Raw genomic sequence first — 25,030 nt, 5'->3', positions numbered from 1 at the left:
GACCCGTCAGCCTCCCGAGAGCCTGGTGATCCAGGCCCGGGAGGCTGCCGGGTCGATGACGTCGTCCAGTTCGAACGTGGTGGCGGCACGTAGCGCCTTGCCGTGCTCGTAGGCTTTGGCCACCAAGCGATCAAACAGGCGTTGCCGTTCGGCGGGATCGTCGACGGCGGCCAGCTCCTTGCTGTACCCCAGGCGCACAGCGCCTTCCAGACCCATGCCGCCGATCTCTCCAGTCGGCCAGGCCACGGTGAAGTGGGGCGCGTGGAACGAACCGCCGGCCATCGCCATCGCGCCGAGCCCATAACCCTTGCGCAGGATGATCATTCCCAGCGGCACCGTCAGCCGCGCGCCGAGCACGAACATCCGGCCGAAGCGGCGGACCGCCGCTTCCTTCTCCGCGTCCGGCCCGACCATGAAGCCCGGGGTGTCACACAGCGAGATCACCGGCAGCCCAAACGATTCGCACAGGGCGAGGAAGTCGCCGGTCTTGTCCGCCGCCTCGGCATCGATGGCGCCACCGAGGTGGTGAGTGCTGTTGGCGATCAGCCCGTATGGCACTCCCTCGACGCGCACCAGCGCGGTGACGATCCCCACGCCGTAGTCTCCCCGCAGCTCCAGCACCGAGCCGACGTCGACGATCGCCTCGATCGCACGGTGCACATCGTAGGCGCGTAACCTGTTCTGCGGCACCACATGCCGGGCCAGCCGCGGGTCGGGCGCCGTCCAGTCGCTCAGGGCGCCCTGGAAGTACGACAGGTATTGCTTAGCTAGTGCGACCGCGTGCGCCTCGTCCCGGGCGATAAGGCTGACCACGCCGTTGCGCCGCTGCACCCCGATCGGCCCGATCGCCTCCGGCGGGTAGGCGCCCAGCCCGCCGCCCTCGATCATCGCCGGCCCGCCCATCCCGATGTTGGCGTCCGGTGTCGCGATGATGACGTCGCACACGCCGGCCAGCGCGGCGTTGCCGGCGAAGCAACGCCCCGAGACCACCGACACCAGCGGCACTTCCCCGCTCAGTCCGGCCAGCATCCGGAAGGTCGGGACGTCCAGCCCGGCGGCGCCGCCGACGTCGGTGTCCCCCGGCCGGCCCCCGCCGCCCTCGGCGAACAGCACCACGGGCAACCGTTTTCGCGCGGCCAGATCGAACACCCGGTCGGTCTTGGCGTGGTTGCGCATGCCCTGCGTACCCGCCAGCACGGTGTAGTCGTAGGACACCACGACGGCCTGCGCCGCGGCCCGGCCGAACCGGTCCGCGCCGATGGCGGCCAGGCCGGCGACCAGTCCATCGGCGGGCGTGTTGGCGATCAAGTCCTCTTCCGAGCGACGGCTGCGCTGCGCCGCGATCGCCAGCGCGCCGTATTCGACGAAGCTGCCGGGATCGACGAGATCGTCGATATTCTCCCGCGCGGTGCGGCGATTTTGCTTGTGCCGCTTGGCAACCGCGGCCTCGCGGCCCTCGTCGAGGGTCAGGGAATGCCGGTGCATCACCTCGTCGAGATCGGCCCGCGGTCGGTCGAGATCCGTTGCGGCCAGAACGGACTCGCCGTCACCGGCCGCCGCCGTGCGAACGAAGACCAGCAACGGATCCCCGGTCCCGACCACCTGCCCGGGCGTCACCAGAATCCGGACGGTCCGCAGCGCGTCCGGCGCGACGAGCACGTGCTGCATCTTCATCGCTTCCAGGACCACCAGTTGGCCGCCCGCTGCGTACTCGGCGCCCTCGGGCGCGACCTCGACCACGGTGCCAGCCAGCTGCGCGCGCAGCGCATCCTCGCCCGGATAGAGCTCGACCGCCGCCGTCCGTGGCTCTTGCTGGTGAGACAGCGCCGCCCGGGCCAACTCGGGAAGCCGCTCATCGAGGAAACCGGTGCTCACCCAACCGGACTCGACCCGGTCGTCGGACAACAGCTCGCGCAGGAATTCGATGTTCGTCGAGACGCCCTTGATGCTGAACTCGGCCAAAGCGGTGCGCGCCTTGCGCACCGCCGCCTGCCACGACGACCCGTGCACATGCGCGATGACCTTCGCCAGCAGCGAGTCGTACTGGGGGCTGATCACCAGTCCCGCCCGGCCATAGGTGTCGACGCGCACGCCGGGGCCGCTGGGCGGGGAGAACACCGTGAGCGTGCCCGCGGAGGGCACGACGGCGAAGTCGGGCCCAAAGGTCTCCATGTTGACCCTGAGCTGAATCGCGATGCCGCGGCGCGCGGCCGGCTCGCCGATGACTTCCATGCCGTCGGAGGCGATTCCGGATGCCAGCCCCAGCTGGTAAATGGATGCGCCGCCGGCGATGGCCAGCTGGACGGCCACCAGGTCGAGCCCGGTGGTTTCCTCGGTGACGGTGTGCTCGACCTGGATTCGCGGGTTGACCTCGAGGAAGACGAATTCCTCTCCGGTAACCAGGAATTCGACGGTGGCCAGCCCGCGCAGTCCCACCCGGGCGCACAACCGCACCGCCGCCTGGTGCAGGGCCCGGCGCAGGCCATCCGAAATCCCTTGGGCGGGGCTGATTTCGACCAGCTTCTGATACCGTCGCTGGATGCTGCAGTCGCGGTCGCCGACCGCGTGCGCGTGTGTTTGGTGCCCGGCCGGTGCGGCCACGACCTGGACCTCGATGTGGCGGGCGTCAGTGAGCAGCGCCTCGGCGAACAGCGCGGAATCACCGAAGCCCAGCCGCGCTTCGGCGGCACAGCGCTGGTAGGCCTCGTCGATCTGATCGGCGCTGTGCACCTTGCGCATTCCTCGCCCGCCGCCGCCGGCCAGGGCCTTGATCATGATGGCGCCGTGTGCCGCAAAGAACTCCTTGACGTCCTCGATGCTGCTCGGTCCATCGGTGGCGGGCAGCACCGCAACCCCGGCGGTGATCGCGGCGCCGCGGGCCGCCGTCTTATTGCCGAGCAACTCGATCACCCCGGGGTCGGGACCCACGAAGCTGTGGCCGCCAGCCGCGCAGGCGCGAGCGAATTCGGCGTTCTCGCTGAGGAAGCCGTAACCGGGGTGAACCAGATCGGCGCCGGAGCTTTTGGCCGTTGCCAGCACGGAGGCCTGGTCGAGGTAGGCCCGCGGGCCGGTGCCCGGCAGCCCGATAGCCTCGTCGGCCGCGTGCACATGCGGGCTGTCCGCATCGTCTTCGGCGTAGACCGCGATCGTTCGTATGCCCAATTCGGTTGCGGTGCGGATGATTCGAAGGGCGATCTCGCCGCGGTTGGCGACCAGCAGGCTCGCGCTCATCGCAGCGGCTCGCCCCACCGGACCTGCTCGCGCAGCCTGGCCTTGAGCAGCTTGCCGCCGGCGTTGCGCGGCAGTGCGTCAGCGACCACCGTGACATATTGCGGCACTTTGAAGTCGGCCAGCTGGCTGCGGCAGTGGTCGAGCACCGCCGGCACGTTGATCTCGTCGTCACTGCCGAACAACACCGCACCCACCTTCTCACCCATGACGTCGTCGGGAACGGCCAGCACGCAGGCGTCCGCGACGTGAGGCGCCGCCAGCAGCACGGCCTCCACCTCGACGCTGGAGACGTTCTCGCCACCGCGGTTGATGATGTCCTTGAGCCGATCGACGATGTGCACCCGGCCCGCGTCGTCGACGCGCACCACGTCACCGGTGTGCAGCCAGCCGTCCACGATGGTGGCCGCGGTCACCTCCGGCCGGTTCCAGTACCCGGCGGTCACGTTGGCGCCGCGCACCACCAACTCACCGACGCCTTGCTCGTCGCTACCGAACGGGATCAGACCCAGGTCGACCGACGGCACCGCGTAACCGACGGAGTCGGCGTGCTCGACGGCCTCGCGGTCGGGAAGCACGGTCATCAGCGACGCCGTCTCGGTCATGCCGTAGCCGTTGAACACCGTGGCGTGCGGGAACGCGTCCTTCACCGACCGCACCAGCGATGGGGCGATCGGCGCCCCGCCGTAGCCCACCCAGCGCACGTTCGACACATCGACCGCGGCAAACCCGCTGTACCGCAACAACAGCGAGTAGATCGCCGGGACCGTGACCATGACCGAGATCCGCTCGGCGGTGAGCGCGGCGAGCAACGTGTCCAGGTTGAGTGCGGGCATGATCACCGATGCTCCCCCGAGCCGGGACGCGGCCAGAAGCTGTGTGTTGCAACCGGTCACGTGGAACAGCGGAACCGAGATGAGGGTGCGCATCGCCTCTCCGAGATCCCGCGGCTGCTGCAGACAGCGGATCGCGTTCTCGGTGTTGGTCAGGAATGCCTCGTGCGTGGTGGGCACGCCCTTGGGGTGGCCGGTGGTGCCCGAGGTGTAGAACAGGGCGGCCGTGTCGGCGGCGCCGAGTTGCTCGGTGACGTACGGCCGCCCGTCGGGCAGCGGCGAATCCGGCGCCAGGTCGACCCGCGCGCCGGAGTCGGACAGAACGAATTCGACCTCCGGTTGCGCCGATCGCGTATTGACCGCCACCGCAACGCCACCGGCCATCACGGTGCCCCAGAACGCCAGCGCCCAGTCGATCCCCGCGTGCTTGCGCACCGCCACCCGGTCACCGGGTTGCAGGCCGGCGTCGCGCAGCCCGCCGGCCACCCGTGCGGCGCGGTCCCACAGCTGCCGGTAGGTGAGCCGGCCGGCTCCCAGCTCAACCAGAGCTTCCGCGTCCGGACGGGCGTCGACCTGTTCGGCGAGCATGTCCAGCAGGGTGGCGGGCAGCTCGTCATAGCGCGGGATGCCGTCGCGGCCCTGGGACACGCCGGTCACCGGGAACGGGTTGTGGCCGCGCGGAATTCTAATCACTGGAGGCATGCCCGGTCCTTACTATCCGGTGTCCTATCGTGATAGCGGTGACGATCGAGGATCCCGCCATCATGCCCGAGGCGTTTTTCACTGTAGACGGCGACTCCTATGTTCCGGGCAAGATCACGCAGGGGCCGTGGGGCGCGGCGATGGGCGGCCAGATCGTCGGGGGCCTGTTGGGTTGGGGCATAGAGCAATCCGGCATCGATCCGGACCTGCAGCCCGCCCGCTTCACGGTGGACCTGTTGCGCCCGGCCCTGATGGAGCCGGTGCAGATCCAGACCTCGGTGCAGCGCGAGGGCCGGCGCATCAAGCTGGTCGACGGCAACCTGGTCCAGAACGGCACGGTCGTCGCGCGGGCCAGCGCGCTGTTCCTGCGCCGCGGTGATCATCCCGACGGGCAGGTATGGTCGTCCCCCGCGCAGATGCCGCCGCTCCCGACGTCCTCGGACGGCTTTACGGCGGAGATGCCGTTTCTCATCTGGGGGTACGGCGCCACGTCGGAAGGCAGTCCCGGCATTGCCGCCGGCGAATGGGAACAGACCCACTCCCAGAAGTTCGCCTGGGCCCGGCTGTTTCGCCCGATGGTGCACGGCCACCCGCTCACGCCGTTCACCCGCCTGGCGTTCGTCGGTGACATCACCAGTTCGCTCACCCATTGGGGCACCCGCGGATTGCGCTACATCAACGCCGACTACACCGTCACCGCGACCCGGCTGCCCGACGGCGAATTCCTTGGACTCGCCGCCCAGAGCCACTACGCCACGGCCGGGGTCGCCACCGGCGCCGCGACCCTGTTCGATCGGCACGGACCGCTCGGCACCAGCTCGGCGCTGGCGCTGGCCCAACCGGCCGACGCCTTCAGGCTGACCCACACCTAGGCGGGCGTCACTCCATCAGCTGGGCGGCGACGGTCGCCCCGAGCTCCCAGCACGCTTGTAACTCGTCCTTACCGGGTTTGCCCGAAACCACCACGGTCGCTGCGGCTTTCGTCCACCCCAGCCCGGTGGTGATGGTGTCGACGGCACGCTCGGCACCCTCGGTGCCCTCGTTGCCGTGCAGGTAAAGCCCGAACGGTCGCCCGCGAGTGGAGTCGAGCAGTTGGTAGTAGGCGCAGTCGAACGCGTGCTTGAGCGCGCCCGAGATGTAGCCGAGGTTCGCGGTGCTGCCCAGCAGGTACCCGTCGGCGGCCAGCATCTCCGCCGGCGAGACCGTCAGCGCCGGGCGTCGCAGCACCTCCACGCCCTCGATGTCGGGATCGGTGGCGCCGGAGACCACCGCCTCGAACATCTCGTGGGTGTGCGGCGACGGCGTGTGGTGCACGATCAGCAGCGTCTTGCTCATGGGCGCCTCTGCAGGTCTCGGTGTAAGTCCAAGGCGGTCTTCATGGCCTCGCGGGCGCGGCGGCGATCCCCCGCGTAGTCGTAGGCACGGGCCAGTCGGTACCAGCGCCGCCAATCGTCGGGGTGGTCCTGCACTTCGGTGCGCACCGTGGCGAACAGTTCGTCGGCCGCGTCGCGCTGGATGCGGCCCGACGGCCGGCGCGGCAGCGCGCTGGTGTCCAGTTCCATCCCGTCGGCAGCGATCAGCCGGGCCAGCTTCTGGTGCGCGAATCCGGCGCGCAAGGTGGCGATCATCGCCCACAGCCCGATCACGGGCAGGACCAACACCGCGAGTCCGAGGCCGACGGCGGCGGCGCGTCCGGAGCCGATCATCGCGACGGCCACGCGCCCCAACAGCACGAAGTACACCAACAGCGCGACGCACATGAAGGCGACGAGCAGTTGGGTGCGCAGCGCTTTCGTCATGGCAGATCGAGGGTCATTGCAGGTTCAGCTCATTGCAGATTGAGCAGGGACTCGAGACCCACCGTCAGGCCGGGGCGTTCCTTGATCCGCCGCACCGCCAGCAGCACACCGGGCACGAACGAGGTCCGGTCGATGCTGTCGTGACGGATGGTCAGCGTCTCCCCCTCGGTGCCGAACAGGATCTCCTGATGGGCGACCAGCCCGGCCAGTCGCACCGAGTGCACCGGGATGCCGTCGACGTCGGCGCCGCGCGCGCCCGGCAGGCTGGTGCTGGTGGCATCGGGGTTGGGCGGCAAGCCTTTTCGCGACTCGGCGATCAGCTTCGCGGTGCGCGTCGCGGTGCCCGAGGGCGCGTCGGCCTTGTGCGGATGATGCAGCTCGATCACCTCGGCCGAGTCGAAGAAGGGCGCGGCCTGCTTGGCGAAGTGCATCGACAGCACCGCCCCGATCGCGAAGTTCGGCGCGATCAGCACCGAGGTGTTCGGGCTGTCGGCGAGCCAATCCTGCACCTGCTGCAGCCTCTCGGCGGTGAAGCCGGTGGTCCCCACGACGGCGTGAATTCCGTTGCCGATGACGAACTTCAAGTTGTCCATCACCACGTCGGGGTGGGTGAAGTCGATGACGACCTCGGTATCGCCCTCGGTGAGGAGGCTCAGCGAATCGCCGGCGTCCACTTCGGCGGACAGGCTCAGATCCTCGGCGGCCTGCACACCCGCCACCATCGCCGATCCGACCTTGCCCTTGGCTCCCAGCACTCCTACCCGCATGGCCTTCACCCTAGACGGAGGCGTGAAGCGGGTTTCGGCTCGGCGTTGTCCACAGTCGGGCGCTCATCCACAGGTGGAGGCTTTCGCGTGGCCACGGGCGAGTGGTCCGCCATATTATTCGAACGTGTATGCGATCGAGATTCCGGCTGAGGTGGCCGCCGCCCTGGACGGCAACCAGCAACCGCGGTTCATTGTCGCTGCTATTCCAGGACGAATGTGACCAGCATGTTGACGCGGTAAGCGACAATCCCCCCGTTTTCCACATCCACCACCTGTTCCTTGATCCAAGCCGACCTGACACCACGCAGCGTCTGTTCGGCCCGAGCAATGCCAGTCTTCACCGCATCTTCGAAACTGGTGTCGGACCTCGCGCTGATCTCGGTGACGCGAGCGACGGTGCCTCCTGCCATGATGACCTCCCGGAATCGATGTGGATTGATGACCAGGGACGATGACCATCTAATTGCGGCGCGACCACAGCAGGTAGGGACGAAATGCCCGGTGCTGTGGGTCTTTTGGCCACAGTCTCTACAGCGCACGAACCTCTAGCCTCAAGATTCATGGCAATCGAACCGATTATCGAACGCGACCCCGGCCATAAGTGCCCGATCTGCGGCGACGATACCGAGCTCTACACCATCGGATTAACGCATTGGGACGGCGAGAAGCACCAGATGCAGGTTTCGTCGCCGCCACGGCGGCGGTGTACCAACCTGAAGTGCAAGGGCCACGACGACGGCCTGCACAAATATGACTTCGGCGATCGCTAGCCGGTGCCGATCAAGGTCGGTTCGGGAGGACAGCGTGATCGAAGCGCCTGTTTGCGTGCCGTGAACAAGCCGGTCATCTGCACCGCACGGGAACGTAAGAGCGTTGCATTTGAGCCCGAAGGGATCGCCGCCGAGCGCGAGGGCATTACGGCTGTGCGCGAACATCTTGCGCGTGAGCGAGAGAGGCTCACGGCTAGGCGAGAGAAACTGACCGAAGGAGTGGAGCGCCTGGCGCGCAATCGCGCGTTGCGAGCCACTGTCGCTGATCGCCGTGAAGCGTTGGCGGGAAGTCGTGGGAGCTGAGCACGATGCCGAAAAGGCTAGTGAGCTGGATCGTCGCGCAGAGCAACTTGATCGGCGGGCGGCGGAGCTTGATGAGCGCAAGCGGGCTCTGGCGCGACGGGAGGTCGAGCTGACACGACACGAGTGTTTCGCAGATGAGCGAGAACGGATTGCTTCCGAGCGGGAAAGCATCGCCAACCACCGCGAGCAGGCGGCAAACCAACGAGAAATGCGCGCAGACAAACGCGAGGGGACCGACGCCGAGCGTGAACGCAAGCGACTGCAGCGCGCCGAAGACAGCGAGGAACGCGCACGAGCCAGTGCTGGGCGCGAAGAGGCCGACATCCGTCGTGAAATGGCTGAAAGCGAACGTCATAACACCGATGAGCGATCCCAGCTCCCCTGATGCCACCTAAGCCGACTTCAGGTATGTCTCGTACTGGCACGTGGCCCGCAACCTGTAAAGCCCGCGGCCGAAACGGAAGAACCGATCATTCCCCGTGCGCCGCTAGAGTCAATCCGACTGTCAACCAAAGGCGCCCGCTATGTCTGAGAACGATAACCCCGCCGAGACCGAATGGGGTGATCCCCAATCGCTCGTCGAGGAAGCATCTCGCGCCGGTCAACGAGCGGAGCAAGCGCGGCGAGCAGCGCAGGCAGCCCAGCGATCTGCGGCCGACAGCTTGGTCGCATCCGCAGATGGTCACGACCGAGCTGCCAAGGCATACGAAGAAGCAGCCGGACAGAACGAACATCGTAGGGATGAATATCGGCAACACGCGGCTCAACACCGCAAGTACGCACAAGAAGACCGCTGCATAGCTCAGCGGCTACGGCAAATGGCAGAAAGTGCGGCGATGGACCGCCGTCCCCCTGCGCAGTCGAGCGGTGGGAAATCGTTCACGTAAGTCCGCCGGCGGAGTCAGCGCTCCGGCTCACCGCGCATGAGTTCCTTACCCGTGAACGGCGTTCTGGGCGCGTCAGACGCGCCGCGCCAAACGTCTTTGATATATCGGTGCCAGGTCCGGCGCAACCACTTTTGCTGAACGTATACAACCGATACATCAATTCACATGACCGCGGCCACCCGGCCTGTGACACACTCGGCTATCGGAGCGAGGTGCGTCATCTCGATGAGTGGGCGGTCGGCAGTGCCGGACAAGAAAACCGCTAGCGGCGGCACCGAGTGGATACGCCCCCGCGGCTAGACCGCGGAGCGCGGCAAATAACTCGCCATGACCGGTCTACTTCTTGAACCGCCCGGCGAATCCCCGCAGCGGCAGGTCGGCGCTGGTGATGAGCCCCGGCGGCGCAGCGACCACCGACTTGATCGACGCCAGCGCGGGCATGCCGGTGACGGTCATGCCGATGGAGGCGAAGTTGTCCGGGTTGGACAGGTCGACGCCGGGCTTGGGGAAGATCATGTGCTTGTTGTAGATGCAGGGGTCGCCCTTGATCTGAGTGATGTAGCAGCCCTTGATGTTCCAGCTGGGATCGGTGTGCGGGGTCATCTGCCATTCCAGGTGTGTCTCGACCCGCGGCACGCCGTCGACCATGCCCTGGTACTTGATGTAGTTGCCGCCCAGCGAACCCTTGGGCAGCGTGTACCAGCCCAGGTCGACGTCCTTGGTGCACGCGCCCAGCTCATAGCTGAACTTGACTTCGTCGAGCGGCAGGTCGAAGCAGTCGGCCATCATGTACACACTGTCGGCGAACACGCGGGTGTACTTCTCGAGCTTCGAGGGGATTTCGGGGTCGCCGACCGGCTGGCCGTAACCCACCTCGATCCAGGTGTCCTTGGAATGGTGGCACGACACGTCGACCGATTCGATGGTGGTGACGTTCTCGATGTCGGCGACGTCGGCCGAGCACACCACGCCCAGGATCTGGTTCAGCCCCGGGTTCATCCCGGTGCCGTAGAACGTCGCGCCGCCCTTCTCGCACGCCTCGGCCAACAGCCGGGTCACCGGCTTGCCCGACGGGTGCGGGTGGTTCTTGTCGCGGTGCCAGCCGGTGATCCAGTCGGCGGTGGTGACGATATTGATGCCCGCCTCAAGCACTTTGACGTAGAGGTCCTCGTCGGGGAACACGCCGTGGAACGTCAGCACGTCCGGCTTGGCGGCGATGATCTCCTCGATCGTCCCGGTGAACGCCACCCCGTTGGGCGCCAGGCCGGCGAACTCTCCGGTGTCCTTGCCGACCTTCTCCGGCGAATAGCAGTGCACGCCAATCAGTTCGATGTCCGGCTGGGTGACGATCCGCCTGATCATCTCCGAGCCGACGTTGCCGCTCCCGACCTGAAAGACGCGAACCGGTGCTGTACTCATTGCCTTTTAGCCTTCCTGCGATGCGAACGCGTCGGGATAGAACTGCTTGGCCCACTGGCGAATTGCGGTGAAGCCTTCGTACTCGTCGGTGGCCAGCGCGGGTGGATCCGAATAGCGCTGATGGCACCAGATCTCGATGTCCTGCTCGAACTGGCGGATCACCTCGCGCCCGAATTCGTCGGCCTTGGCTCGAGCTTTTTCGAGGCCCGCGACGGGATCTTTGTGCGGCGTCCGGCCGATGTAGACCATGAAGCGCACGTCGGAGGTGGACTCGTCGACGGGCGTGATCGCCGAGATGGTGCGGTTGTCGATCATGCCCCAGCTCTTGGTCACGGCGATGCCCAGACCGCCGTTGATGGCCTGCACGCCGCTGTTGACGTCCTCGATCTTCTGCCCATCATCGCCCTCGAAGGTGATGGTGAAGTCGACGTAGGACACCGGCTCGGCGAAGTCGTGCCGGGTGAACACGGGCACGATCGGGGTGTTGTGCACGTACTTGAAGTGCGCGAAGTCCACCCCGTTCTCCAGTACGTATTGCGGGTGCAGTTCCAGGGTCTCGCGGTACAGCCGCTGCTGCGGGTAGTAGTCGTCGGCGCTGCTGCCGTCGTCGAACGCGGCGAACACGTCCGGCGCGTCGAAGTAGGGCTCGCGACGGTCCAGGTCGTGCCAGATGTACACCGACGCGTTGCGCTCCACCACCGGGTAGGTGCGAATGCGGCGGCCACGGTTGGGCCGGTCCTGGTACGGGATGCAGACGTTGCGGCCTTCCCGACTCCACTGCCACCCGTGGAACGGGCACTGCAACACCTCGCCGACGACCTTGCCGCCGTACCCCAGGTGCGCGCCCAGGTGCTCGCAGTAGGCGTTCATGACCGTGAGCTCGCCGGATTCGGCGCGCCAGGCGACCATCTCCTGGTCGAAGTACTTCATTTTGTGCACGTCGCCGACGCCGATCTCGTCGGACCAGGCGACCTGGAACCAGCCGGTCGGTTTCATCGACAACGGTGGCTTAGCCATCGAGCCCTGCCATGCTGCCCTCCCTCGCGTACGAATGATAGGCCGCGCCGCAACAAAATCAAAGTACCCTCTATGAAAACCCGTGTCCGGGCCGTCGGCTGTGGATAGGATCGGCGAATGACCCCTCAGAGCGGCGCGCCAGGAGTCGCGGGCCGGCGCCCGAACCGGCGGGGCCATGCGACTCGCGAAAGCATGCTCGAAGCGGCATTGCGCTCGCTGGCCTCCGGCGAGCCGGGCTCGGTGTCGGCCAACCGCATCGCCAAGGACATCGGCGCGACCTGGGGCGCGGTGCAGTATCAGTTCGGCGACACCGACGGGTTCTGGGCCGCGGTCCTGCACCGCACCGCCGAGCGGCGCGCCGCGACGTTCTCCACCCTGTCGGCACCCGTCTCGGCGGAGGCGCCGCTGCGCGAGCGCGTCGGCGCCATCATCGAGACCCTCTACCGTGGCCTGGCGTCGGCGGATTCGCGTGCGATCGAAAATCTGCGGGCCGCGCTGCCGCGTGATCCCGACGAGCTCGAGCGGCTCTACCCGCACACCGCCGCCGAGCTGTTCTCCTGGGGCAAGAGCTGGCTGGAGACCTGCCAGCAGGCGTTCGCCGGTTTGGCCGTCGACCCGGATCGGGTTCGCGAGGTGGCCGCCCTGATCCCCGGCGCGATGCGCGGCCTGGTGTCGGAACGCCAACTCGGGTCCTACGCCGACCTCGACATGGCGCGCCGGGGTCTGACCAACGCGCTGGCCGCCTACCTCGAGCAGTCCCGGCCGTAATGGCCGACGTCACGATCCGCGAGGCCACGCCCACCGATTTCGCTGATGTGGCCGCGATGCACTATCCGGTCTGGCGGCAATCCTGGTCCGGCGTACTGCCCGCGGACGTACTCGACACGCTGACCTCGCCGAAGCGGTGGGCCGTGCTGCTCTATCCGCGCGACCTCGGCCGCCCGGGGTGGCGCATGTGGGTCGCCGAGGCCGGCGGTCAGCTCCTCGGCATGACGATCTTCGGGCCGGACCCGGATGACGCCGAGCGACTCGAACTCGATGCTCTCTACATCGCGCAGGCAAGTCAACGGCATGGCGTCGGCCGCCTGCTGCTCGACAAGGCCCTGACCTCCGAACCCGGCGGTGACGTCGTGTTGTGGTGCGCGGAAGCCAATCGCGTGGCGCGCAGCTTCTATGAGAAGAATGACTTTCGCCTCGACGGCCGCACCCTGGATTGGGAGCCGGCGCCCGGCGTCAAGGTGCCCCACCTGGGCTACCGCCTCACGCGTCGATGACGACTCGCTCACCGACGGCCCGCGAGACACACACCAGCATGCCGTCCTGCATATCTCTCGAGCCCGCCGCGACGCGGCTACGGTGATCCACTTGCCCGGCAAGCACTTTGACCTTACACGTCCCGCAGAATCCCTGCCGGCACGAGTACGGCGTCGTCGGATCCCGATCGAGCATGACGTCCAGTGCGGTCCGATTCGCCGGTATCGCGAGCACCTGCCCCGATCGCGCGAGCTCCAACTCGAACGGAACCCCGTCGACGACGGGCGCCGGGCTGAACCGCTCGTAATGCAGTGGTGCACCGGCATGTTCGTTGCGGGCGATGCGGACGGCCTCGAGCATCGCGCTCGGCCCGCACACGTAGACAGCGGTCGCCGGCCCCGCCCCGGCCAGCAGCTCCGCCACGGTGGCGAAGCGGCCGTGCTCGTCGTCGGCCCACACCGTCACCCGGTCCGGCCCCGCCAACACGACCTCGTCGAGCAGCGGCATGTACTCGCGGCTTCGGCCGGTATAGATTGCGCGCCAATCGATTCCGCGCTGCGCGGCCGCCTGTATCATCGGCAGGATGGGCGTCACCCCGATGCCTCCGATGACGAACAACGCGTCCCGCTCGGCGGTGCCGAGGTAGAACGCGTTGCGCGGACCTTCGAATGAAAGCGTGTCGCCCACGCCGAAAGCCTCATGCATCTCGATCGATCCGCCCCCGCCGTCGGCGATCCGGCGGACGGCGATGCGGTAGTCGGTTCGCCGCCCGGGCGGACCGCACAACGAGTACTGCCGTCGCCGGCCGGAGGGCAACAGGACGTCGATGTGCCCGCCGGGCGTCCAGGACGGGAGCAACCCACCCGCGGGGTCGGCCAGGGTCAACGCGACGACGTCCGGCGCGGCGAGCTCGCGCTTGGTCACTACCGCACTCAGCTTGCGCTGCACCGGCTTCACCCGCGCGGGCGACCACCGCGACACCGCCGCGAAGCCCTCGAACACTGCCCGCACGCCCCACAGCAGCGACCCAAAGCGGTCGTGGTCGCGCCGTCCGTACAGGTCGGCGGGCCTGCTGGCCCACATGCTCTCCGGCACCGAAGCCCCCTACGTCTGCCGAATGTCCAACCGCGCGAACAGCCGGATCATGCCCGGGCTGATGCGCCGCATCGCGTAGCCGATCCGCGACTCCGCGGCGATGGGCAACACGGCCGGACCGGTCCTGACGGCCTTGACGATCGCCTTGGCGGTGGCTTCGGGGGTGAAGTTGCGGCGCCGGTAGGCGGCATCGGCCTTTCCCCGCGCCCGCTCCTGATGCTCCGCGCTCATCCCGGCGTAGATCGTGTTCCTGGCGATGTTGGTGTTGACGAATCCTGGGCACACCGCCGTGACGCTGATGCCCTCGTCGGCGAAGTCGGCCCGCAGGGATTCGCTGAGCGCCAGCACGGCCGCCTTCGTCGTGCTGTAGGCGACCATGGATTTCGACGGCAGGTACGCCGACGCCGACGCCACGTTGATGATGGTTCCGCCCTCGCCGCGCTCGACCATCTGCGCGCCGAACGCCCTGCTGCCCGAGATCACACCGCCGACGTTGACGCCCATGATGTCTTCCCAGTTCGCCGAGCTCGTCTCCAAGAACCGGCCCGCCATCCCGATGCCGGCGTTGTTCACCAGGATGTCGACCACGCCGTGCTCGTTGCGCACTTGCGCCGCGAAGGCGTTCATGGCGCCCTCGTCGCTGACGTCGACCTGGTATACCGCGGCCTCGGCGCAGGCGGCGCGGACGGCGTCGGCGGTTTCGTTGGTGGCGGCCACATCACGGTCGGCGAGCACGATCATGCGGGCGCCGTGCCGGGCCAGCTCCACCGCCGTGGCCCGGCCGATTCCGGCGCCGGCCCCGGTGACCAGCGCGAGTTTGCCGCGCACCTCGCGCCGCTCGCCGCGAACCTCGGCCGGGCCGACGCTGCGCAGCTCGGCCGAGCCTGAGCCGCCGACGTTGCGGTCGACCCACTCGACGGTCAGCCGGGCAATGACATCGGGACGCGACGTCACCACCCAGTGGCCGCCCTCGATCTCAATCACCCTGGCGCCGAACGGAATTGCGCCGGTGAACCGTTGCAGCGCGGGGGTGACGAAGATGTCCCGGCGCGGAACCACGGTCTGGACGGGCACGGTGGTCTCGGGCAGCCGGCGTCCCGGCGCCACCATCGGGGCCGGCATGTTCTGCCGGTACAGGTTGAGCCCGTGCACATAGTCGGTGACCGAACGCAGGGTGTCGTGGCGCTGGCTGCGGGTGCTCGACCGGCCGATGCGTTCCAGGGCCTCAACGACTTTCACGCCGATCCTGGAGCGGAACGACAGTTCCGGCACGATCGGGCACAAGAAGAAGCCGATGTAGCCCGACGAAATGAGCTGCCTGATGACCTGGGCCACGGCCCGCGGCGTGCGAGCCGACCGTATAAATGCGCCGGCATAGTTCAGGTGCGGGCCCGAGATCGAGGTGAAAGATGCGACTTTGCCCATCACCGAGTCGTCGGTGACCGCCGCCCACGCCTGAATCGAGCCCCAGTCGTGGGCCAGCAGGTGCACCCGCCCGACGCCCAAACTGTCGATCACCGCAGCGATGTCGGAGACCAGCTGCGGGAAGAGGTATCCGGATCTCTTTGCGGGGCGGGTGGATTCACCGGCTCCCCGCACGTCGTAGGCCACGACGTTGTAGGGCTGGCCGGCCAGCTCCTGGGCCACGCCGTCCCAGACATGGTGGTTGTCCGGAAAACCGTGAATTGCCAAGATGGTTGGGCGCGCCGGGTCGATGTCGGTGTACCGGTGTACGGCCAGTGTGACGCCGTCGCTGGCGATGATGGTCGAGGTCATGGTCGAGGTCATGGTCATCGGATCAGTGCGAGGCTCGCGCGGCGGGCGAGATGGCCAGGTAGTCGACGGCCAGCCCCACCCCGCCGAGCTGCGAGGGGTGAAAGCCTGGCCGGTAGTAGTCGCCGATCGCCCGGATGAAGCGCAGCGGCCCGGGCACCAAACCGCGGCGCGCCGCGGAGAAGTAGTCCCGCCAGCGCGGCTTGGTGCGCGCCGGCAGCTGGGGATCCAGCGAGTACATGAACCGCACGCCGCGAATCCACAACAGCAGCATGGCGGGCGTCACGACGAGCTGGGCGCGCGCCTGCCGCCAGTAGCCGGCCTGCAGGTGCTTCATGGTGTCGAAGGCCACCGCCTTGTGTTCGACCTCTTCGGCGCCGTGCCAGCGCAGCATGTCCAGCATCACCGGGTCGGTGCCGATCCGGTCGTGGGCCGGCGAGTCGAGGATCCACTCTCCCAGGATGGCGGTGTAGTGCTCGATGGCCGAGACGATGCAAACCTGCTCGAGGAGCCAGCTCTGCCGGCGGCGCGGGCTCCAGCCGGGTCGGGGCCCGAGCAGCTTGTCGAACAGCCACTTGATCTGGCCGGTATAGGGGGTCAGGTCGATGTCGCGCGCGGCGAAGTGGGCGAGCACGTTGGCGTGCGCCTGCGAATGCACGGCCTCCTGGCCGATGAAGCCCTGGACATCCAGCCGCAGCTGGTCGTCTTTGATCAGGGGCAGCGTCTGCTTGAACACCTCGACGAAGAACTCTTCGCCGGCGGGCAGCAGCAGGTGCAGCACGTTGAGGACGTGGGTGGTGAACGGCTCACCGGGCACGTAGTGGAACGGCAGCTGCGCCCAGTCGAAGTTCACATCGCGGGCCTCGAGCACCAGTCGCTCGTGGTCCAGCGAGGCGTCGTGCGGACCCGCCGCTTGGTTATCGACAGTCAGCATCGTGCCCCCTAGCTCGGCGTTTAGCCCTCGATCACACTGTGCGGCGGACGTCGCGCGTCCCAAGTATAGGGACGCGACCCAGATATGCGAAACCGCCGGTACTGGGTTCTTTGGCGGGCGTCCTCAGCCGCTTTCGCCGGCCGGCGTCCTCAACCGCCGTGCTCAACCGGCCGCGACGTACCGCCGCAGGTCGTACTGGCCGGGTTCGGGGTTGGCGAGCATCCGGCGGTGTTCAGCGGGGGTCAGGGGCCACACCTCGGGCACGCCGTCCTTGTTGAGGTACCAGCTGTTGCAGCCGGTGGTCCACACGGTGTCCGGCATCGCGGCGCGGAGCTTCGCGTTGAAACGCTCTGTCGCCGCGGCGGTCGGCTCGATCGTGTCGAATTCGCGGCGGCGCCAGCATTCGATCCAGCCCACGATGTGGTCGGCCTGCGACTCGGCCACGGTCGTCAGCGCGAGGTTTCCCACCGGGCTGTGCGGCCCCAGCATCATGAAGAAGTTGGGAAAACCGGACAGCGCCACGGTTTGGTAGGCCCGGGGCCCGTCGCGCCAGACGTCGTTGGCACGAATGCCGTCCCGGCCGATCAGCTCCATCGGCCGGAAGAACGCGTGCGTGTCGAATCCGGTGGCGAGCACGATGATGTCCACCTCGTGTAGGACGCCGTCGGCGGTGACGATGCCGCGCCGTTCCACATGATCGATGCCCTCCGTGACCAGTTCGACGTCGTCGCGCTGCATCGCCCGGTAGAAACCGTTCGACATCACCAGTCGTTTGCAAGCCGGCGTGTAGTCGGGAGTCAACGCCCGCCGCAACTCGGGGTCGCGGATTTCCCAGAGGCTGGCGCGGCACAGCGCCGCCATGATCTTTCGGCGCAGGCCCGGCTTGGTCAGTCCGACCGCGAAGTAGTCGAATCCGAGGCTGTAGAGGCGGTAGGCCAGCCCATCCAGCCACGGCATCCTTCGTCGGGTAATCGCGGTGAAGCCGCTGTAGCGGGGGTTCGCCAGGCGCAGCACCCATTGCGCGGTCCGCTGGAACAGCGCGACGTGGCCGGCCACCCCGGCCATACCGCACACCAGCTGCACGCCCGTCGACCCGTTGCCGACGACCGCGACGCGCCGGCCTCGAACGTCGACGCTGTGATCCCAGCGCGCCGAATGAAACACGTTGCCGCCGAAGTCATCCAATCCGGCGATCGATGGCATGCGCGGGTGATGCAGCACGCCGGTGGCCGAGATCAGAAAGTCGACCGTCTGTTCCTCTCCGGCGTCGGTACGCAGCACCCAGCGGCCGTCGTCGAACCGCGCGTGGCAGATCTCGGTGCCGAAGCGGATCCGTTCCCGCAACGCGTAACGGTCGGCGATGTCGCGAAAATAGGCCTGGATTTCGCCGCCGGGTGAGAACAGGTGCGACCAGTTGGGGTTCCTGGCGAAGCTGTACTGGTAGACACGCGAGGGGATGTCACAGACCAGACCCGGGTAGGTGTTGTCGCGCCAGGTTCCGCCCACCTCGTCGGCCTTCTCGTAGATGGTGACGTCGGTAATCCCGTTGCGCAGCAAGGCGATTGCGACGCACAGTCCCGACATGCCGGCTCCGATGACGGCTACGGTGGGATCGCGTCGCGTCATGTCGGACTCCGTGGTGTCGTCGGGCTACTCGGTCTCGGCGCGCCGCTTGAGGCGCTGCAGGGTGAGCCGGATGTGCTCGGTGTTGGCGGCCGCCCGATCGCTGACGCCGGTGGCCTTGCCGGCGACCTTGCGGAACCATCCGGGTCTGCGGTCCCAGGTGCTTTCGGTGACCTCGCACCCGCCGTCGGCCGCGACGATGTCGTATTGCCAGCGGGCGATCGGAAGCATCGTGTGGCTGACGTCGAACGCGAAGCGACGGCCCGGTTCCGCGTCGGTGACCGTGCACTTGGTGCTCCAGCGCCGGCTGCCGCTCCTGTTGTGGCCGGTGAACACCGCGCCCGGGCTCACCGCGTCGCCCTTGCGCCACTCCATCGCCACCGCCTCCTCGGCCAGCTCGGCCAGCGTGGGCAGGTCGGTGATGAGCCGGTACACCACGTCGGGCCGGGCGTCGATCCGCACGGTGGCCTTCACGGATGGGTCGGTCATTGGCCGATCATAGCCAGCAAACACCAAGCTTTTGCGCCCCTCGCGAACTTTCTTCACACTTGAACGTGAACCGGCAACCAAGGGGCGATCATGCGAGTCGGCGTACCGACCGAGACCAAGACCAATGAGTTTCGGGTGGCCATCACCCCCGCCGGCGTCGCCGAGCTGACCCGCCGCGGCCATGACGTGCTCGTGCAGGCCGGCGCCGGGGAAGGATCGGCGATCCCCGATGCCGAGTTCAAAGCCGCAGGCGCCCAGCTGGCCGATACGGCCGAACAGGTCTGGGCCGAAGCCGACCTGCTGCTCAAGGTCAAAGAGCCGGTGCCGGCCGAGTATGACCTGTTGCGGCGCAACCAGATCCTGTTCACCTATCTGCATCTGGCCGCGTCGCGCGCGTGCACCGAAGCGCTGTTGGCGTCCGGAACGACGTCGATCGCCTACGAGACGGTGCAAACCGCCGACGGCACACTGCCGTTGCTGGCGCCGATGAGCGAGGTCGCCGGCCGGCTGTCCGCTCAGGTGGGCGCCTATCACCTGATGCGCACCCACGGCGGGCGCGGGGTGCTGATGGGCGGCGTGCCGGGCGTCAAACCCGCCGACGTCGTGGTGATCGGGGCGGGCACGGCCGGCTACAACGCCGCCCGGGTCACGGGCGGCATGGGCGCGACGGTCATGGTCTTCGACGTCAACGTCGCCAAGCTGCGGCTGCTCGACGCCGAGTTCGCCGGCCGCATCGGCACCCGCTACTCGTCGGCGTACGAGCTCGAGGGTGCCGTCAAGCGCGCCGACCTGGTCATCGGTGCGGTGTTGCTGCCCGGCGCCAAGGCGCCCAAATTGATCTCGAATTCCCTTGTCTCACAGATGAAATCGGGTGCGGTGCTGGTCGACATCTCGATCGACCAGGGCGGCTGCCTCGAGGACTCCCGTCCGACCACGCACGATGACCCCACCTTCGCGGTGCACGACACGGTGTTCTACTGCGTGGCGAACATGCCCAGCGCGGTGCCCAAGACGTCGACGGTGGCGCTGACCAACGCGACCATGCCGTACGTGCTGGCGCTGGCCGACCGCGGCTGGCAGGCGGCGTGCCGGTCGGATCATGCTCTGGCCAAAGGCCTTTCGACGCATGACGGCAGGCTGCTGTCCGAACAGGTGGCCACCGACCTCGGCCTGCCGTTCGCCGACCCGGCCGACCTGCTGGGCTGACCGGTGTTCGCGGGGCTAACTGGTTGCCGCGAGACTGGCGATGATGTCGGCCGCGGGCCCCGCGCAGGCATGCTTGAACGACGTCCCGGCCCATAGTGGCATCCCGTTGGGATCATCGATGGCGGCGGCCGCCTCCCGGATCGGTGAGGTCATCTGGTTCACCTCGGGATAGCCCAGCGGCGCGACGTGATCGAGCGTGCGGGTGAAGTCGTTTTCCAGACCGCGCGCGTAGCGACCCGAGAAAGCCCGTGTCACAACGGTGGTGGCGAACAGCGGGTTTTTCAGGGCGACCCGGTACGCCGAGTTGGTGCCCGCCTCGTCGGCGAGCAGTAGCGCGGTGCCGACCTGGGCCGCCACCGCTCCCCTGCGCAGCACGGCCCCGACTTCGTCGGCGGTGCCCAGTCCGCCCGCCGCAATGATCGGGACGTCGTGGGCGTTGCGGATGCGGTCGATCAGCTGGTGCAGCGATTCGCTGGCGGGTTCCATGTCCGGAGCGAAGGTGCCGCGGTGCCCGCCGGCCGCGGGGCCCTGGACCACCAGGCTGTCCGCGCCGGCCGCGACGGCCACCCCGGCCTCGTAGGCCGATGTCACGGTGACCATCACCAGCAGACCCAGCGCGCCCAACCGCCGGATCACGTCGGGCGGTGGCACGCCGAAAGTGAAAGACACCAGCTCGGGCCGCACGTCGGCCACCACCTCAAGCTTCTGTTCCCACTCGTCGTCGTCGCCGTGCTGCGGGTGACCGACCTCCACTTGGTAGTGCTCGGCAATCTCTTCGAGCTCTGCCGCGTAGTAGTGCAGCGCCACCCAGTCGGCGACGCTGGGTTGGGGCACAAACAAGTTCACGCCGAGCGGGCCGGTGGTGGCCTTGCGCGCCGCGGCGATGTCCTCGGCGAACTGCTCGGCGCTGCGATGCCCGCCGGGGACGAAACCGAGCCCGCCCGCATTGGACACCGCCGCGGCCAACGCCGGAGTCCCGGGCCCGCCGGCCATGGGCGCACCCACGATGGGCACCATGATGTCCCAGAAGCCCAGTACCATTCGGCTAACTTACCATCGCCCGAAGTCGTTGGGGCAGTGACCGTTTGGTGGTGTAGGGACCCAGAACCGCGGCACCGTAGCGCTGGTTGAGCAGCCGGCGGGCCACCGCGTTGACCTCCTCGACGGTCACCTGATCGATTTGCTGCAGGGTGTACTCGATGCTGCGGTGTTTGCCGTAGTTGAGCTCGCTCCGACCGAGCCGGCTCATCCGCGAGCTGGAATCCTCCAGACCGAGCACCAGGCCGCCGCGCAGCGATCCCTTGGCGATGCGGCATTCCGACTCGGTGATGCCGTCGCGGGCTACCGAATCGAGCACGTCGCCGGTCACCGCCATCACGTCGGCAAACCGTTCGGGCTGGCAGGCGGCATACACGGACAGCACGCCGCTGTCGGCGAAGACGTCCACCGTCGAGTACACCGAATAGGCCAGCCCGCGCAGCTCTCGAACCTGCTGGAACAACCGGGAGCTCAGGCCGCCGCCCAGCGCGGTGTTGAGCACCGATAGCGCCCAGCGGTGCTCCCAGCCGCGCCCGGGCGTTCGGACGCCCAACGACACGTGAGCCTGCTCGGCGTCCCGGTTGCCCAGCAACAGAGCGGGGCGGCCGCTGACCCGTCCGGCACCCTTGCGCGGCGCGATGGGGTCGCGCCCGCGGACCAGATGCGGCCCAAAGTGCTCGCGCACCAACGCGACCACCTCGTCGTGGTCGACGTTGCCGGCCACCGCCACCACCATCCGCTCCGGCGTGTAGCGCCGGACGTGAAACGAGTGCAGCTGGTTTCGCGTCATCGACGCCACCGACCGTGCGGTGCCGATGACCGGACGGCCCACCGGGTGCTCACCGAAGAGCGCGCTCAGGAACATGTCGCCGAGTGCGTCCTCGGGGTCGTCGTCGCGCATCGCGATCTCTTCGAGGACGACGTCGCGTTCCAGCTCAACATCGTCGGCCGCACAGCGCCCGTTGAGCACCACGTCGGCGACCAGGTCGACGGCCAGCGCCAGATCGCTGTCCAGCACATGCGCGTAGTAACAGGTGTGTTCCTTGGCGGTGAACGCGTTCAGCTCTCCCCCGACGGCGTCCATCGCCTGTGCGATGTCCACCGCGGTGCGGCTGGGGGTCGACTTGAACAGCAGGTGCTCGAGGAAGTGCGCGGCGCCGGCGACAGTGGCACCCTCGTCGCGCGAGCCGACGCCGACCCAGACCCCCACCGATGCGGAACGCACCGAGGGCAGGTACTCGGTGACCACCCGCAGGCCGCCCGGCAGCGTGGTGCGCCGCAGTGCGGCCTGGGGTGCCGATTCCACCTCATCGGCGGTGCTCCGGTGCAGCGCGCCGGCCCGACCGGGACGCGTCCCGGTCGAGGAGTCAGCTGCTCGCCGTCGCGGCATCGGCAGGAGCGGCCGCCGGAGCATCGGCAGGAGCCGAGCTGTCTTCCTCCACCAGAACCAGCGAGATCTTGCCGCGCTTGTCGATGTCGGCGATTTCGACGCGCAGCTTGTCGCCGACGTTCACCACGTCTTCGACCTTGGCGATCCGCTTGCCCCTACCGAGTTTGGAGATGTGCACCAGGCCGTCACGCCCGGGCAGCAGCGACACGAACGCACCGAAGTCCGTTGTCTTGACCACGGTTCCGAGGAACCGCTCGCCGACCGTGGGCAGCTGCGGGTTGGCGATGGCGTTGATCCGGTCGATCGCGGCCTGCGCCGACAGTCCGTCGGTGGCGCCGACGAACACGGTGCCGTCGTCCTCGATGGAGATCTGCGCGCCGGTCTCCTCGGTGATGGCGTTGATCACCTTGCCCTTGGGCCCGATCACCTCACCGATCTTGTCGACCGGAACCTTGATGGTGGTCACCCGCGGCGCGTAGGGGCTCATCTCGTCGGGTGCGTCGATGGCCTCGGCCATGACCTCGAGGATCGTCACGCGCGCATCTTTGGCCTGTGCCAGCGCGCCCGCCAGCACCTGCGACGGGATGCCGTCGAGCTTGGTGTCCAGCTGCAGCGCGGTGACGAAGTCCTTGGTACCGGCGCACTTGAAGTCCATGTCGCCGAACGCGTCCTCGGCGCCCAGGATGTCGGTCAGGGTGACGAAGCGGCGCTCGGTCTTGCCGTCCACCTCCACGTCGTCGGAGACCAGGCCCATCGCGATGCCGGCCACCGGCGCCTTGAGCGGCACACCGGCGTTCAGCAACGACAGGGTGGACGCGCAGACCGAACCCATCGACGTCGAGCCGTTGGAGCCCAGCGCCTCGGACACCTGCCGGATGGCGTACGGGAACTCCTCGACGCCGGGCAGCACCGGAATCAGGGCGCGCTCCGCGAGCGCGCCGTGCCCGATCTCACGCCGCTTGGGCGAACCCACGCGACCGGTCTCGCCGGTGGAGAACGGCGGGAAGTTGTAGTGGTGCATGTATCGCTTGGAGGTTTCCGGTCCCAGCGAGTCGATCTGCTGGGCCATCTTGACCATGTCCAGCGTGGTCACACCCAGGATCTGGGTCTCACCGCGCTGGAACAGCGCGCTGCCGTGCGCCCGCGGCACCACGGCGACCTCGGCCGACAACGCGCGAATGTCGGTGATGCCGCGGCCGTCGATGCGGAAATGGTCGGTGAGGATGCGCTGGCGGACCAGCTTCTTGGTCAGTGACCGGTACGCGGCGCTGACCTCCTTCTCGCGGCCCTCGTAGGTCCCAGAGTCCCCCGTGAGCCGCGCCAGCACCTCGGCCTTGAGCTCGTCGGTGCGCGCGTCGCGCTCGGCCTTGCTGCCGATGGTCAGCGCCTTGGCCAGCTCGTCGGTGGCCACCGAGGCCACCGAGTAGTACACGTCCTCCTGGTAGTCGGGGAACGTCGGGTAGTCAGCGGTCGGCTTGGCGGCCGCCCCGGCCAGCTCCTCCTGCGCGGTGCACAGCGCCGCGATGAACGGCTTGGCGGCCTCAAGTCCTTCGGCCACAACGGTTTCCGTCGGCGCCTGGGCGCCGCCCTCGACGAGCTCGATGACGTTTTCGGTGGCCTCGGCCTCGACCATCATGATGGCGACGTCACCATCGACCTTGCGGCCGGCCACGACCATGTCGAACACGGCCCGCTCGAGCTGCTCGACGGTCGGGAACGCAACCCAGGTGCCGTCGATCAGCGCCACCCGCACGCCCCCGATGGGGCCGGAGAACGGCAGGCCGCTCAGCTGGGTGGAGGCCGACGCGGCGTTGATCGCCAGCACGTCGTACAGGTCGTTGGGGTCCAGGCTCAGGATCGTCACCACGACCTGGATCTCGTTGCGCAGCCCGGAGACGAACGACGGGCGCAGCGGCCGGTCGATGAGCCGGCAGGTCAGGATCGCGTCGGTGGACGGACGGCCCTCCCGGCGGAAGAACGAACCGGGGATGCGACCGGCGGCATACATCCGCTCCTCGACATCGACGGTCAGCGGGAAGAAGTCGAAGTGCTCCTTGGGGCTCTTGCTGGCGGTGGTCGCCGACAACAGCATGTTCTCGTCGTCGAGGTACGCGACCACGGCGCCAGCTGCCTGCTGGGCCAACCGGCCGACCTCGAAACGGATGGTGCGGGTGCCGAAGCTCCCGTTGTCGATAGTGGCGGTCGCCTCGAACACGCCCTCTTCAATTTCAGCGACAGACATAGACGTCCGTACGGCCTCTCTTGTATTCAGCTTTTTCGCGTGGCCACGCGCGAACCGCAGGCCTGACGGCCGCGGGTCACCCGCGGGAGGCGCTGAGTCTGAATACGGCTACGGCCATCGATCGAAGCGGCCGACCTGCCCCAGATCCGGAGAGCCCGGCAGCCACTACCGAAGACCGCCCGATGCAGACTGGCTGCTCCCTCGAACGTGCGTAGTGACACGCTGGAACGGCGCACGCGGATCTGCGTGACCGCACCGTTT

The 25,030-nt window shown here is 67.9% G+C and carries 23 protein-coding genes; 7 read left to right on the top strand and 16 right to left on the bottom strand.

From position 1 onward, the window contains the following. Positions 1 to 6 precede the first annotated feature (6 nt). The gene (locus tag G6N50_RS01530; protein ID WP_083099304.1) at positions 7 to 3,231 is read right to left on the bottom strand and encodes a carboxyl transferase domain-containing protein; all 3,225 of its coding nucleotides are present in this window, start codon (positions 3,229 to 3,231) and stop codon (positions 7 to 9) included. Then, a complete protein-coding gene (locus G6N50_RS01525; RefSeq protein ID WP_179970084.1) occupies positions 3,228 to 4,763 on the bottom strand; it encodes a class I adenylate-forming enzyme family protein in 1,536 nt (511 codons plus the stop codon). Before G6N50_RS01525 ends, G6N50_RS01530 begins: the two co-directional genes overlap by 4 nt. Positions 4,764 to 4,801: 38 nt before the next feature. Here G6N50_RS01525 and G6N50_RS01520 point away from each other — a divergent pair, with 38 nt between their 5' ends. Next, a complete protein-coding gene (locus G6N50_RS01520) occupies positions 4,802 to 5,635 on the top strand; it encodes an acyl-CoA thioesterase domain-containing protein (protein WP_083099308.1) in 834 nt (277 codons plus the stop codon). A gap of 7 nt (positions 5,636 to 5,642) precedes the next feature. Here the strand turns inward: G6N50_RS01520 and G6N50_RS01515 are convergent, their stop codons facing one another. The 4 genes from G6N50_RS01515 to G6N50_RS01500 all read right to left on the bottom strand — a co-directional run bounded on the left by G6N50_RS01515 (position 5,643) and on the right by G6N50_RS01500 (position 7,739). Beyond that, on the bottom strand, positions 5,643 to 6,098 hold the full coding sequence (locus tag G6N50_RS01515) for a flavodoxin family protein (protein ID WP_083099310.1): 456 nt from the start codon (positions 6,096 to 6,098) through the stop codon (positions 5,643 to 5,645). Then, positions 6,095 to 6,562 carry a tetratricopeptide repeat protein gene (locus G6N50_RS01510; RefSeq protein ID WP_083099313.1) on the bottom strand — a complete coding sequence of 156 codons (468 nt, stop codon included), beginning with the start codon at positions 6,560 to 6,562 and terminating at the stop codon, positions 6,095 to 6,097. The genes G6N50_RS01515 and G6N50_RS01510 overlap by 4 nt, the downstream gene beginning before the upstream one ends. A 29-nt stretch (positions 6,563 to 6,591) precedes the next feature. Further along, a complete protein-coding gene (gene dapB, locus G6N50_RS01505; protein WP_083099393.1) occupies positions 6,592 to 7,329 on the bottom strand; it encodes a 4-hydroxy-tetrahydrodipicolinate reductase in 738 nt (245 codons plus the stop codon). Positions 7,330 to 7,529: 200 nt separating this feature from the next. After that, positions 7,530 to 7,739 (bottom strand): dodecin family protein, encoded by a 210-nt coding sequence (locus G6N50_RS01500; protein ID WP_083099316.1) that lies wholly within the window; start codon positions 7,737 to 7,739, stop codon positions 7,530 to 7,532. 150 nt (positions 7,740 to 7,889) lie between these two features. Here G6N50_RS01500 and G6N50_RS01495 point away from each other — a divergent pair, with 150 nt between their 5' ends. From G6N50_RS01495 to G6N50_RS01485, 3 genes are all read left to right on the top strand, one after another. After that, complete coding sequence (locus tag G6N50_RS01495; protein ID WP_083099319.1) at positions 7,890 to 8,099, top strand: hypothetical protein; 210 nt, start codon at positions 7,890 to 7,892, stop codon at positions 8,097 to 8,099. Between the two features lie 292 nt (positions 8,100 to 8,391). After that, positions 8,392 to 8,787, top strand: a complete 396-nt coding sequence (locus G6N50_RS01490; RefSeq protein ID WP_083099322.1) for a hypothetical protein — start codon at positions 8,392 to 8,394, stop codon at positions 8,785 to 8,787. 176 nt (positions 8,788 to 8,963) lie between these two features. Next, positions 8,964 to 9,203, top strand: coding sequence for a hypothetical protein (locus G6N50_RS01485; RefSeq protein WP_142275774.1), 240 nt, complete (start codon positions 8,964 to 8,966; stop codon positions 9,201 to 9,203). Positions 9,204 to 9,625: 422 nt separating this feature from the next. Here G6N50_RS01485 and G6N50_RS01480 read toward each other — a convergent pair whose 3' ends face one another. After that, the gene (locus G6N50_RS01480) at positions 9,626 to 10,708 is read right to left on the bottom strand and encodes an NAD(P)H-dependent amine dehydrogenase family protein (RefSeq protein ID WP_083099325.1); all 1,083 of its coding nucleotides are present in this window, start codon (positions 10,706 to 10,708) and stop codon (positions 9,626 to 9,628) included. A 6-nt stretch (positions 10,709 to 10,714) separates the two neighbouring features. Further along, on the bottom strand, positions 10,715 to 11,725 hold the full coding sequence (locus tag G6N50_RS01475) for a Rieske 2Fe-2S domain-containing protein (RefSeq protein WP_083099328.1): 1,011 nt from the start codon (positions 11,723 to 11,725) through the stop codon (positions 10,715 to 10,717). Positions 11,726 to 11,917: 192 nt separating this feature from the next. Here G6N50_RS01475 and G6N50_RS01470 point away from each other — a divergent pair, with 192 nt between their 5' ends. Then, entirely contained in the window at positions 11,918 to 12,493 is a 576-nt protein-coding gene (locus G6N50_RS01470) for a TetR/AcrR family transcriptional regulator (RefSeq protein ID WP_142275775.1), read from the top strand. Further along, a complete protein-coding gene (locus G6N50_RS01465) occupies positions 12,493 to 12,999 on the top strand; it encodes a GNAT family N-acetyltransferase (protein WP_083099334.1) in 507 nt (168 codons plus the stop codon). Before G6N50_RS01470 ends, G6N50_RS01465 begins: the two co-directional genes overlap by 1 nt. Here the strand turns inward: G6N50_RS01465 and G6N50_RS01460 are convergent. From G6N50_RS01460 to G6N50_RS01440, 5 genes are all read right to left on the bottom strand, one after another. Next, positions 12,986 to 14,062 (bottom strand): PDR/VanB family oxidoreductase, encoded by a 1,077-nt coding sequence (locus G6N50_RS01460; protein WP_197748068.1) that lies wholly within the window; start codon positions 14,060 to 14,062, stop codon positions 12,986 to 12,988. The genes G6N50_RS01465 and G6N50_RS01460 overlap by 14 nt on opposite strands. 21 nt (positions 14,063 to 14,083) lie before the next feature. Then, positions 14,084 to 15,868, bottom strand: a complete 1,785-nt coding sequence (locus G6N50_RS01455) for an SDR family oxidoreductase (RefSeq protein WP_179970083.1) — start codon at positions 15,866 to 15,868, stop codon at positions 14,084 to 14,086. Positions 15,869 to 15,872: 4 nt separating this feature from the next. Then, positions 15,873 to 16,781: a metal-dependent hydrolase gene (locus G6N50_RS01450; RefSeq protein ID WP_083099336.1), complete on the bottom strand. Its 909-nt coding sequence runs from the start codon at positions 16,779 to 16,781 to the stop codon at positions 15,873 to 15,875. A 162-nt stretch (positions 16,782 to 16,943) separates the two neighbouring features. After that, complete coding sequence (locus tag G6N50_RS01445) at positions 16,944 to 18,407, bottom strand: flavin-containing monooxygenase (protein WP_083099339.1); 1,464 nt, start codon at positions 18,405 to 18,407, stop codon at positions 16,944 to 16,946. 24 nt (positions 18,408 to 18,431) lie between these two features. Then, on the bottom strand, positions 18,432 to 18,893 hold the full coding sequence (locus G6N50_RS01440) for an SRPBCC family protein (RefSeq protein WP_083099342.1): 462 nt from the start codon (positions 18,891 to 18,893) through the stop codon (positions 18,432 to 18,434). Between the two features lie 90 nt (positions 18,894 to 18,983). On the opposite strand from G6N50_RS01440, the gene ald reads away from it, so the two are divergent. After that, positions 18,984 to 20,099, top strand: coding sequence for an alanine dehydrogenase (gene ald / locus G6N50_RS01435; protein ID WP_083099344.1), 1,116 nt, complete (start codon positions 18,984 to 18,986; stop codon positions 20,097 to 20,099). Positions 20,100 to 20,114: 15 nt separating this feature from the next. Here ald and G6N50_RS01430 read toward each other — a convergent pair whose 3' ends face one another. Genes G6N50_RS01430 through G6N50_RS01420 form a run of 3 tightly spaced genes read right to left on the bottom strand, consistent with a single transcriptional unit; the run spans position 20,115 to position 24,769 of the window. Then, positions 20,115 to 21,140 carry a nitronate monooxygenase gene (locus tag G6N50_RS01430; protein ID WP_083099347.1) on the bottom strand — a complete coding sequence of 342 codons (1,026 nt, stop codon included), beginning with the start codon at positions 21,138 to 21,140 and terminating at the stop codon, positions 20,115 to 20,117. A 4-nt stretch (positions 21,141 to 21,144) separates the two neighbouring features. Beyond that, positions 21,145 to 22,527, bottom strand: coding sequence for a M16 family metallopeptidase (locus G6N50_RS01425; protein WP_083099400.1), 1,383 nt, complete (start codon positions 22,525 to 22,527; stop codon positions 21,145 to 21,147). Then, positions 22,505 to 24,769: a polyribonucleotide nucleotidyltransferase gene (locus G6N50_RS01420; RefSeq protein ID WP_083099349.1), complete on the bottom strand. Its 2,265-nt coding sequence runs from the start codon at positions 24,767 to 24,769 to the stop codon at positions 22,505 to 22,507. The genes G6N50_RS01425 and G6N50_RS01420 overlap by 23 nt, the downstream gene beginning before the upstream one ends. Positions 24,770 to 25,030: the final 261 nt, after the last annotated feature.

This window comes from Mycobacterium mantenii (genome assembly GCF_010731775.1).
Classification (GTDB): Bacteria; Actinomycetota; Actinomycetes; order Mycobacteriales; family Mycobacteriaceae; genus Mycobacterium; species Mycobacterium mantenii.
This window is presented reverse-complemented; position numbering and strand designations above follow the sequence as displayed.